Source organism: uncultured Roseibium sp. (assembly GCF_947494555.1).
Taxonomy (GTDB): domain Bacteria; phylum Pseudomonadota; class Alphaproteobacteria; order Rhizobiales; family Stappiaceae; genus Roseibium.
Genome location: NZ_CANLVF010000008.1, coordinates 13720 through 24274 on the forward strand (window position 1 = coordinate 13720; position 10555 = coordinate 24274).

At 57.6% G+C, this 10555-nt stretch carries 10 protein-coding genes; 8 read left to right on the forward strand and 2 right to left on the reverse strand.

The window, feature by feature from the left end; translation table 11 throughout:
* Positions 1-109: 109 nt before the first annotated feature.
* From Q0915_RS29230 to Q0915_RS29265, 8 genes are all read left to right on the forward strand, one after another.
* Positions 110-1141, forward strand: a complete 1032-nt coding sequence (locus tag Q0915_RS29230; protein ID WP_299483865.1) for a LacI family DNA-binding transcriptional regulator — start codon at positions 110-112, stop codon at positions 1139-1141.
* Between the two features lie 85 nt (positions 1142-1226).
* Positions 1227-2531: a sugar ABC transporter substrate-binding protein gene (locus Q0915_RS29235; RefSeq protein WP_299483866.1), complete on the forward strand. Its 1305-nt coding sequence runs from the start codon at positions 1227-1229 to the stop codon at positions 2529-2531.
* Between the two features lie 121 nt (positions 2532-2652).
* A complete protein-coding gene (locus Q0915_RS29240; RefSeq protein ID WP_299483867.1) occupies positions 2653-3519 on the forward strand; it encodes a sugar ABC transporter permease in 867 nt (288 codons plus the stop codon).
* A 12-nt stretch (positions 3520-3531) separates the two neighbouring features.
* Positions 3532-4362, forward strand: a complete 831-nt coding sequence (locus Q0915_RS29245; protein WP_299483868.1) for a carbohydrate ABC transporter permease — start codon at positions 3532-3534, stop codon at positions 4360-4362.
* 11 nt (positions 4363-4373) lie between these two features.
* Complete coding sequence (locus Q0915_RS29250; RefSeq protein ID WP_299483869.1) at positions 4374-5378, forward strand: ABC transporter ATP-binding protein; 1005 nt, start codon at positions 4374-4376, stop codon at positions 5376-5378.
* Positions 5375-6148 (forward strand): L-iditol 2-dehydrogenase, encoded by a 774-nt coding sequence (locus Q0915_RS29255; RefSeq protein ID WP_299483870.1) that lies wholly within the window; start codon positions 5375-5377, stop codon positions 6146-6148. The genes Q0915_RS29250 and Q0915_RS29255 overlap by 4 nt, the downstream gene beginning before the upstream one ends.
* Positions 6149-6151: 3 nt before the next feature.
* Positions 6152-7627 carry a mannitol dehydrogenase family protein gene (locus Q0915_RS29260; RefSeq protein WP_299483871.1) on the forward strand — a complete coding sequence of 492 codons (1476 nt, stop codon included), beginning with the start codon at positions 6152-6154 and terminating at the stop codon, positions 7625-7627.
* A gap of 166 nt (positions 7628-7793) precedes the next feature.
* Positions 7794-8366, forward strand: a complete 573-nt coding sequence (locus tag Q0915_RS29265; RefSeq protein ID WP_299483872.1) for a TlpA disulfide reductase family protein — start codon at positions 7794-7796, stop codon at positions 8364-8366.
* A gap of 39 nt (positions 8367-8405) precedes the next feature.
* Here Q0915_RS29265 and Q0915_RS29270 read toward each other — a convergent pair whose 3' ends face one another.
* Positions 8406-9107 carry a UTRA domain-containing protein gene (locus Q0915_RS29270; RefSeq protein ID WP_299483873.1) on the reverse strand — a complete coding sequence of 234 codons (702 nt, stop codon included), beginning with the start codon at positions 9105-9107 and terminating at the stop codon, positions 8406-8408.
* A 9-nt stretch (positions 9108-9116) separates the two neighbouring features.
* Positions 9117-10496, reverse strand: coding sequence for a formimidoylglutamate deiminase (locus tag Q0915_RS29275; RefSeq protein WP_299483874.1), 1380 nt, complete (start codon positions 10494-10496; stop codon positions 9117-9119).
* Between the last annotated feature and the right edge of the window lie 59 nt (positions 10497-10555).

Here is a 10555-nt window from a genome sequence, read left to right on the forward strand (position 1 = left end):
TTCTATTGTGAATATTTAAGTTTACACGCGCAAAGTTTCTGCCCGTCCTTTTTCGGGCTTGGGCAGATCACGCAGCATAGAATGCACACAAAAGTGTCAAGGCGAATGCATGAGCGATAGAAAAATCAAAAACATGGAAGAATTCGCCACGGTCAGCGGCATCTCCAGACCTACGGTCTCGAAATATTTCAACGACCCGGAAAGCGTACGGCAAACGACACGGGACCGGATAGAGCAGGCATTGGAGCGCTACGATTTCCGGCCGAATATCTTTGCGATCAACCAGAACAGGCGCCTGACCAAAAATGTTGGGGTGGTCGTGCCTTACCTCTCCGACCCCTTCTTCGCGGAAATTGCCCGAAACATTGAGCACCGCTGCCTCGATGCCGGCTACTGGCCGATTTTGTTCAGTGCTCACGGCCAGCAGTCCCTTGAAAATGACATTCTCAACAGTTTGCGCTCACTCAAGCCGGCCGGGGTTCTGCTTGCCCCGTTGGGCCGCGCCTCAGACCGCGGGTCTATCGAAAAGTTCTGCAAGGATGTGCCAACGGTTCTGTTTGACAGTAACCTGGACGGCATTGGCGAGGCCTTTGTTGGATCGGACAATTTCAGCTTTGTGTCCCAGACTGTGGAGTACCTGACGCGTTCTGGCGAACCTCCCTGTTTTTTCGAAATGAAAACACCCGCAAACCCGAACGCCAACAAACGGCGCATTGCCTATATCGAAGTCATGGAACGGCTGGGATTCGAACCTCAGGTCATCAAGGTTGACGGCGAGGGATGGGCATTCGAGGAAATCGGGCATGAGGGTGCGATGCGTATCCTGGACATTCACGGGTTTCCCTCAGATACAATCCTTTGCAGCAATGACCGGCTGGCCATTGGCCTTCTCTCCGCTTGCTACGAAAAGGGGCTCAGGGTCGGCCGCGGCGAGGGATGCGCCTTGCGCGTCGCCTCGCATGACGACCATCCCTTTTCAAGATTCACCTGTCCGTCGCTAACAACCGCTGCACACGATTATGACTCGGTCGCAAACAATGCCTTCAGCACTTTGATGGACCTGATCGAAGCCGGCGGCACATTCAATAATCGGCAGGAAACCCTTTTTTCAGCGCGACTTATTCTGCGCGCGTCCGCTTAAAATTTTACGCGCGCAAATTTTTTCTTGACGCCGGATAATTTATGCCTCAGGCTCAGGTCAACATCCAAGCCAGGGAGGACATAGGATGTATTTGAAGAACGCATTATGTGCGGCGACTGCACTTACCTTGATTACAGCCACAAGCGCATTCGCGGATACGATTACGATCGCAACCGTGAACAATGGCGACATGATCCGCATGCAGGGTCTGGCTGACGATTTCACAAAGAAGACCGGACATGAGGTTGAGTGGGTCACGCTCGAAGAGAACGTGCTTCGTCAGCGCGTTACACAGGATGTCGCTGCCAAAGGCGGTCAGTTCGACATCATGACCATCGGCATGTACGAAACGCCGATCTGGGCAGCCAACGAATGGCTCGTGTCACTGGCCGATCTTCCGGCAAGCTACGACGCGGATGACATTCTGCCGGCAATGCGCGCCGGTCTCAGCCATGACGGCACGCTTTATGCCGCTCCGTTCTACGGCGAGTCCTCGATGATCATGTATCGCACGGACCTGATGGAAAAAGCCGGCCTGACGATGCCGGATGCACCAACCTGGAGCGACGTCGAAGCCGCTGCCAAGGCCATGACCGACAAGGACAACGAGATCTATGGCGTTTGTCTGCGTGGCAAGGCAGGCTGGGGTGAGAACATGGCGTTCATCACCACCGTTGCCAACTCCTTCGGCGCACGCTGGTTCGACGAGAACTGGAAGCCTCAACTCGACACGCCGGAATGGAAGGCAGCTGTTACCTTCTACAACGACCTGCTGAACAACTATGGTCCTCCGGGTGCCTCGACCAACGGCTTCAACGAGAACCTTGCGCTGTTCCAGCAAGGCAAGTGCGGCATGTGGATCGACGCGACCGTTGCGGCATCCTTCGTGACCAACCCGAACGACTCCACAGTTGCCGACAGCGTCGGTTTCGCTCTGGCGCCGAACAAGGAAGGCGTCGACAAGCGTGCAAACTGGCTCTGGGCCTGGGCGCTCGCAATTCCGGCCGGTACCCAGAAGGAAGCTGCTGCCAAGCAGTTCATCGAATGGGCAACATCCAAGGAATACATCGAGCTGGTCGCCTCCAAGGAAGGCTGGGCGAACGTACCTCCTGGTGCGAGAACCTCGCTCTACGAGAATCCGGACTACCAGAAGGTTCCGTTTGCCGCGATGACGCTGGAAAGCATCAACGCAGCCAATCCTGACGCCCCGACCGTTCAGCCGGTCCCCTATGTCGGCATCCAATATGTCGCAATTCCGGAATGGGCAGGTATCGGCACGGCTGCTGGACAGGAATTCTCCGCAATGGTCGCTGGCCAGCAGACCGTGGAAGAAGCTCTGTCGAAAGCTCAGGCGAACACCGCCGAGGAAATGGAAGCCGCCGGCTACTGAGGATTTCCTCCCCACTTGGGAGGGCGGAAGCTATTCCGCCCTCCCTTTTTAGTTAAGCCCCTACATCCCATCGCTCCGCTCGCCACGGCAGACCGCTGCCGTCAACAGAGAAGGTGTGTCCATGGCTACGCAGCATTCACGCTCCGCCGCTCGCATCATGATGGCTCCCGCAGTCATTCTGCTGCTCGGTTGGATGCTCATCCCCCTCACGATGACCCTGGTTTTTTCCTTCAAAAGATATCTGCCATTGCGTGGCGGCGATCTTGGTTGGGTAGGCTTCGAGAACTACGTTCGCTTCGTTTCGTCCAGCGCATTCTGGCCGAGCGTACAGACAACCCTGATCATTGTCGGCGGCGTTCTGGTCATCACCATCATATTCGGAATTCTGCTGTCCATCCTCCTCGACCAACCGATGTGGGGCCAGGGCGTAGTCCGAATTCTCGTGATCGCTCCTTTCTTCGTGATGCCGACCGTTTCGGCGCTCGTCTGGAAGAACATGTTCATGGATCCCGTGAACGGGCTGTTCGCACATCTCTGGAAAGCCTTCGGGGCGCAGCCGATCGAATGGCTGAGCGATGCCTCGCTCTTCTCGATCATCCTGATCGTCTCTTGGCAATGGCTACCATTTGCAACGCTTATCCTGCTGACAGCGATCCAGTCGCTCGACAGCGAACAGCTTGAGGCTGCCGAGATGGACGGCGCACCGCCGCTCTCCCGCTTCGCCTATATCACCCTGCCGCATCTGTCGCGCGCCATCACGATCGTGCTTCTTATCCAGACGATCTTCCTGCTCGCGATCTTTGCCGAAATCTTCGTGACCACCAGTGGCGCGTTCGGTACGCGAACGCTGACATACCTGATCTACCAGCGTGTGCTGGAAAGCCAGAATGTCGGCCTTGGATCGGCTGGCGGCGTCTACGCAATCATCCTTGCCAACATCGTTGCCATCTTCCTGATGCGCATCGTCGGCAAAAACCTGGACACCTGAGGAGGGAACGAAATGGCACGCGCTGTAACCACCCGCCGGAAGACGATAAACACGGTCGCCGCATGGGCAATCGGTTTGCTGATCTTCTTCCCGATCCTTTGGACCATCCTGACCAGCTTCAAGACCGAGGCGCAGGCAATCAACGACCCGCCGCTGTTCCTGTTCTTCGACTGGACACTGGAAAACTATGCGGTCGTTCAAGAGCGTTCGGACTACATGCGGTTCCTTTGGAACTCGGTGATCATCGCAGGCGGCTCAACGGTCCTCGGCCTCATTGTCGCCGTTCCCGCCGCCTGGTCCATGGCCTTCGTGCCCTCCAAGCGCACCAAGGACATCCTGATGTGGATGCTTTCGACGAAGATGCTGCCCGCTGTCGGTGTTCTCTACCCGATCTACCTGCTCTTCATCGAGATGGGTCTTCTGGACACCCGCATCGGCCTGACGATCGTGCTCATGCTGATCAATCTGCCGATCATCGTCTGGATGCTCTACACCTACTTCAAGGAAATTCCGGGAGAGATTCTGGAGGCGGCTCGCATGGATGGCGCTACGCTTAAGGAAGAAATCCTTTATATCCTGACACCGATGGCCATTCCCGGCATCGCGTCCACGCTGCTGCTCAACGTCATCCTGGCATGGAACGAAGCCTTCTGGACGCTGAACCTGACGGCGGCAAAGGCAGCACCACTCACGGCCTTCATCGCCAGCTATTCCAGCCCTGAAGGCCTGTTCTACGCGAAATTGAGCGCCGCCTCGACCATGGCGATCGCACCGATCCTCATCCTTGGTTGGTTCAGCCAGAAACAACTCGTACGCGGCCTGACATTCGGCGCGGTCAAATAGGAGTTCCCGACATGGGTCAGATCACTCTCAACCAGATCACCAAGAGCTTCGGCGACGTACAGGTGATCCCTCCGCTGGACCTGCGTATCGACGATGGCGAGTTCGTTGTCTTCGTCGGACCGTCCGGATGCGGCAAGTCAACCTTGCTGCGCCTGATCGCCGGTCTTGAGGACATCACCAGTGGTGAAATCAATATAGACGGCAAGGATGCCACCGAGGTTCCTCCGGCTAAACGCGGCCTGGCCATGGTATTCCAGTCCTACGCGCTTTATCCGCACATGTCGGTACGCAAGAACATTGCGTTTCCACTCAGGATGGCAGGCCTCGACAAGGCCGAGCAGGACAATAAAGTGGAGGCAGCCGCCAAGGTTTTGAACCTGACGGACTATCTGGAACGGCGTCCGGGCCAGCTGTCGGGCGGCCAGCGTCAGCGTGTTGCCATCGGCAGGGCGATCGTGCGCGAACCGGCTGCGTTCCTGTTCGATGAGCCGCTCTCCAACCTGGATGCGGCCCTGCGCGTCAACATGCGCCTGGAAATATCCGAACTGCACCAGACCCTCGAGACGACAATGATCTACGTCACCCACGACCAGGTCGAGGCAATGACCATGGCCGACAAGATCGTCGTGCTGCAGGCAGGTATCATCGAGCAGGTCGGTTCACCGCTTGAGCTTTATCACACGCCACGCAACCGCTTTGTCGCCGGCTTCATCGGCTCTCCCAAGATGAACTTCATGATGGGAGCCTTCTCCGCCGAATACGACGCGGCAACAATCGGTATCCGGCCTGAACACATTTCCGTTTCCCATACTGAGGGCAAATGGTCGGGCAAGGTCGGCGTTTCGGAACATCTGGGCTCGGACACATTCCTTTATGTTGATGTGGATGGCCTCGAAGATCCGGTTACGGTTCGCTCCACCGGCGAGGTCGCATTCCGTCACGGCGACGCGGTTCACCTGACCCCCGATCCTGAAAAGATCCATCGCTTCGACAATCAGGGGCTGAGGATGGCGTGATGCGGCTTGAGGGAAAGTCGGCACTGATTACAGGTGCTGCCCGCGGAATCGGCAAGGCCTTCGCTCAAAGGTATGTCAGCGAGGGCGCAACGGTCGCCATCGCTGACATCGATCTTGCCCGCGCACAGGAGAGTGCTGAAGAAATCGGCCCTGACGCCTATGCGGTATACCTGGACGTCACGGACCAGGCCTCCATCGAAAGTGCGGTTGCGGCGGTTGAGGAACAAAAAGGCGGCCTCGACATCCTCATCAACAATGCGGCCCTGTTTGATCTCGCGCCCATCGTCGAAATCACGCGGGAAAGCTATGGCCGTCTTTTTGACATCAATGTCGCGGGCACGCTCTTCATGATGCAGGCGGCGGCAAGATCAATGATAAAGCGCGGCAGGGGCGGCAAGATCATCAACATGGCAAGCCAGGCGGGACGCAGAGGTGAACCTCTCGTCGGCGTCTATTGCGCAACAAAGGCCGCCATTATCAGCCTGACCCAGTCGGCCGGCCTGAACCTGATCAGCCAAGGTATCAACGTCAACGCGATCGCCCCGGGTGTGGTCGATGGAGAACACTGGGACGGCGTCGACGCGCTTTTTGCAAAATACGAAGGCCTTGCACCGGGTGAGAAAAAAGCCGCCGTCAGCAAGTCTGTTCCGTTCGGCAGAATGGGGACAGCGGAGGACCTGACCGGCATGGCTGTATTTCTCGCATCTGCGGATGCCGAATACATCGTAGCCCAAACATACAACGTGGACGGTGGCAACTGGATGAGTTGACCCATGACAACAAAGCTGAATATGACTGCACTCTCCATGCTTCCGGACGCCATCGCGAAACCGGCATTCGACAGGTCTGCTCTTTCCGCCGGGATCCTTCACATCGGCGTAGGCAATTTTCATCGCGCGCACCAGGCAGTCTACCTGAACAAGCTTTTCGAACAGGGTGAGGGTCATGATTGGGCGATCGTCGGGGCAGGCCTCATGCCCTACGACAAGGCGATGCGGGAACGTTTGCGCGCGCAGGACTGGCTGACAACGATCGTCGAACTCGATCCGGTCGGTCTGAGCGCACATGTCTGTGCTTCCATGATCGATTTCATCGAAGTCGATCCGGTCGGTCTGATCGACCGGCTCTGCCAACCGGACATCCGGATCGTTTCTCTCACGATCACGGAGGGAGGCTATTTCGTCGACCCGAATACCGGCGGTTTCGACGTCTCACATCCGGAAATCCTGGCAGATCTCGAAAACCCCGAAGCACCATCGACCGTCTTCGGCGTGCTGGTTGCCGCGCTCATGCGAAGGAAGGCGACCGGCGGCGTGCCATTCACCATCATGTCCTGTGACAACCTGCCGGAGAACGGCCACATGGCGAAGCAGACCGTCGTCGGTTATGCCCGCGCCATGTCGTCGGACGTAGCCGAATGGATCGAAAAAGACGTCGCATTTCCGAACGGAATGGTCGACTGCATCACGCCGGCCACCGGTGATCGCGAGCGAACGCTCATCCGCGACACGTTTGACATCGAAGACGCCGCCCCTGTTGTCTGCGAACCTTTCAGGCAGTGGGTCCTGGAAGACAAATTTCCGGCAGGCCGACCGGCCCTGGAAAAGGTCGGCGTAGAGTTTGTTGCAGATGTCGCACCTTACGAATTGATGAAGCTGCGGATCTTGAACGGAGGACACGCAGCAATCGCCTATCCGGGAGCTCTGCTCGGGCATCATTTCGTGCACGATGCCATGGCCGACCCGCTCATTCGAGCCTACCTTGCCAAACTCGAAACGGAAGAAATAGTTCCGACCATTCCGGAAATCCCTGGGGTCAGCTTCACAGCCTATCTGGCGACGGTCATGGAGCGCTTCTCGAATTCCGCGGTTGGAGACACGATCCCGCGCCTGTGCCTTGACGGATCGAACCGCCAGCCGAAGTTCATCCTGCCAACAATTCAGGACCGCCTTGACAGTGGCCTTCCGATCCGGGGGCTTGTCCTTGAAACCGCCTTGTGGTGCCTCTACTGCCTTGGGCGCAACCAGGCAGGGCAAGAGATCGCGTTGGAAGATGAAAACGCCGATCTTCTAAGGGAATGGGCAAACGCGGTGTATTTGGAAGGCAAGGCAGATGAGCTGCCTGAACTGTTCGGCCCATTATGTACCAATCCGGCATTTCTCACTGAGTTTGAGATCGCAGCGAACAAGTTGCGAAGCCTGGGAGCCGCGAAAACGCTCGAGGACTATCTCGCCGCACCGGCCGAGTAGCCACCTTTGGGGTCCTGATCGCGACCGGCACACCCTGGTTCTACCTCATGTTGCGTGTCGCGAGCGCTGATCGCCTGAAATTGAAAATCCGTGTAGTTGCGTTCTCGGCCGGAGGGATTACCTGTGGTGCGGGCCACGGCGCAACGGAAATGGCGCAGCCCGGTGGATGAGCGAATATTCAGGAGCAGGTGCCGAAATGATCAGGTTGAGCAGGCGGGAAATTCTGGCAGGAAGTGCGGCGGTCGCAATCGCAGGGACGCCGGCATTGGCCGAGGAAGTCGATTTGCGTGCGCTCGGGCTCGCCGAACCTGCCTTTAGCGTTGATGCAGAACTCAACATTCCAGATCTCACCGGTGCCGTTCATCAACTGGAAGATTATCGCGGCAAAACGGTTGTGGTCTCCTTTTGGGCGACCTGGTGTCCGCCTTGCCGTAAGGAAATGCCGACGCTTGCGCGACTGGGTCGTGAACTGGGGACCGATGATTATGCTGTCCTTGCAGTGAATATCGGCGACCGTCAGGACAAGATCCAGGCCTTCCTCGACGAGATTGAGCATGAAGGCATGTCCATCCTCCTGGACAGTGACAAGGAGATGCCGTCCAAGTGGTCTCTGCGCGGCCTGCCGGTGACCTACATCATCGACGCAAATGGTGACGTTGCCCTCGGCGCCATCGGCGAAAGGATTTGGGATTCCCCGGAAATGGTCGCCGGCATCAGATCGGTCGGCGGGACGTCCTGACCTGACCCAAACGCTGTCCGGGCGCGACCAGGAAAACCATCAGATTTCCGTTCGCATCCGATAACCGGGCGCGAAAATCATCCGAACATGCGTGATCGGTTGCTCACCCGTCCAGGTAATGCGCTCCATGGCGAAGAGCGCGGTCCCAACAGCCGCGTCCAGCTTTGCCGACAACGTTTCATCGGCGTTGACGGCAAAGAATGACAAGTCGCCATGACTGTAGGGTGCGTTGTGAACCAGCCACTCGTTCGCACTGACATCATTGAAGGACAGATCGCGTGCCGCGGGCGATGCATCCAGATTGATGTAACGTTCTTCGAAAGCGTAAGGACGTTCATTCGAAAAATGCAGCGTCTTCAGAAAAAGGACTTCGTCGCCGAGCGACACCTGGAATGCTCCGTGAAGCATCGGCGGCAAAGGCCTCAGGTCGCGCAGTAGAACCGAGTGCCTGTAGGACCCGCCAAGCGATTCCACCTCCTCACGAATGATCGGAATGGTCAAGGTTGCCCGCTGAGGTGGATTGACGGCGACGCGGGTTCCAGCGCGGCGTTTGCGCACAACGAGGCCGCTCTCGGCAAGATCCCTGAGCGCGCGGTTGACCGTCGTGCGTGCGCAGCCGAATTCCTCTGCCAGATCGGCTTCATGCGGGATCTGTTCACCCGGCTGCCAGGTCCTGTCGTGTATGCGCCGCAAGAGAACTTCGCGGATGCCGGTCCAGGAATTCGTATCTGTCAGCGTCACGTCAGTTCCTTACAATCTCTTCCGCAACGCAGCCATCGTTTCGCGGTAAGCTGCGCGGATTGCGTCGCCTTTTACATGTTTTCCCTCACGAACAACATGCCTGCCGGCAGACCACACATCGGTGACCAGCCTGTCATCGCCTGCGAAGATGAAAGCATCCAGGATTTCATCTCCCTCGCGGCCTTCCAGGTCGATGGCGTTTTCATCCAGCGCGACAAGATCAGCAAGGCCGCCCTTTGAGAGGGTACCTGCCTTGCGCCCGATTGCCTGGGCGCCCCCGCTGGCGGCATTTTCGAACAGGACCCGTCCCGTCGATTTGTCAGGCGTTGCAATCGAGGCTCTGCACCTGTCCCGGAGCCGCTGCGAATATTCCAGCGTGCGCAATTCCTCTGAGAGTGAGATGCGGATATTTGAGTCTGACCCGATCCCGAATTTTCCTTCGTTTTCCGCGTACCGCACCCCGTCGAAAATACCATCGCCCAGGCTTGACTCAGTAATAGGGCAAAGTCCCGCGACCGCACCGGTCCTGGCAAGCGCAAGCGTCTCCTCGGGCAACATCTGCGTGCAATGGATCAGGCACCAACTCCCGGATACCGGAGCATTCTCCAAAAGCCATTCGACGGACCGCCTGCCGTAGGCAGCGATGACTTCCTCGACTTCGGCAACCTGTTCGGCAAGATGCATATGCAGTGGCCGGTCACCGGCGAGTTCGATCGCAGCTGTCAGCCCGTTCTTATCAACCGCCCGCAGTGAGTGCGGTGCAACGCCAAGAACAGCATCTTCGGGCAGGTTGCGCATGGCTTCCGCAGCCAGCTCAACCAACGTTGCGAAGCGAGCAGGGTCGTTACCGAAACGGACTTGTCCGGGAGCCAAAGGACGCCGGTCGCAGCCGCCCTGTTGGTAGAGAACCGGAAGGAGAGTCAGTCCTATTCCTGTCTTATCGGCCGCTTCGATGATCCTGTCGCTCAATTCAGCGAGATTTGCATAAGGCGTTCCACCCGGCTGATGGTGGAGATAGTGGAATTCACCGACCGATGCGTAACCGGCTTCCAGCATTTCCAATTGCACAAAGGCGGCAATCGAGCCGATATCCTCTGGCGTCAGCGCATCCAAAAACCGGAACATGATCTCGCGCCAGGTCCAAAAACTGTCATGCGCTTCGCTTCCGCGGCGCTCACTCATGCCGGCCATGGCGCGTTGAAACGCATGGCTGTGCAGGTTCGCGGGAGCGGGAAGCAGGATGCCGACGCTGTTGCCGTCCGGTGCTGCGTCTTGCTGCACCGACGAAATATGTCCGCCGTTTGAAACGGTGATCGCGACATTGTCTGCCCACCCGTCCGGCAAAAGCGCCTTCTTCGCAAAAATATGCGCTCCGGAGATCATCGACATGCCGCACATCCTCGTTGACACGTTAATATGTGCATGCATATTATCCAATATCGCGATCT

Coding starts and splice junctions, on each gene's coding strand:
- Q0915_RS29230 (WP_299483865.1), top strand. CDS start 110: ATGAGCGATAGAAAAATCAAAAACATGGAAGAATTCGCCACGGTCAGC.
- Q0915_RS29235 (WP_299483866.1), top strand. CDS start 1,227: ATGTATTTGAAGAACGCATTATGTGCGGCGACTGCACTTACCTTGATT.
- Q0915_RS29240 (WP_299483867.1), top strand. CDS start 2,653: ATGGCTACGCAGCATTCACGCTCCGCCGCTCGCATCATGATGGCTCCC.
- Q0915_RS29245 (WP_299483868.1), top strand. CDS start 3,532: ATGGCACGCGCTGTAACCACCCGCCGGAAGACGATAAACACGGTCGCC.
- Q0915_RS29250 (WP_299483869.1), top strand. CDS start 4,374: ATGGGTCAGATCACTCTCAACCAGATCACCAAGAGCTTCGGCGACGTA.
- Q0915_RS29260 (WP_299483871.1), top strand. CDS start 6,152: ATGACAACAAAGCTGAATATGACTGCACTCTCCATGCTTCCGGACGCC.
- Q0915_RS29265 (WP_299483872.1), top strand. CDS start 7,794: ATGAGCGAATATTCAGGAGCAGGTGCCGAAATGATCAGGTTGAGCAGG.
- Q0915_RS29275 (WP_299483874.1), bottom strand. CDS start 10,496: ATGTCGATGATCTCCGGAGCGCATATTTTTGCGAAGAAGGCGCTTTTG.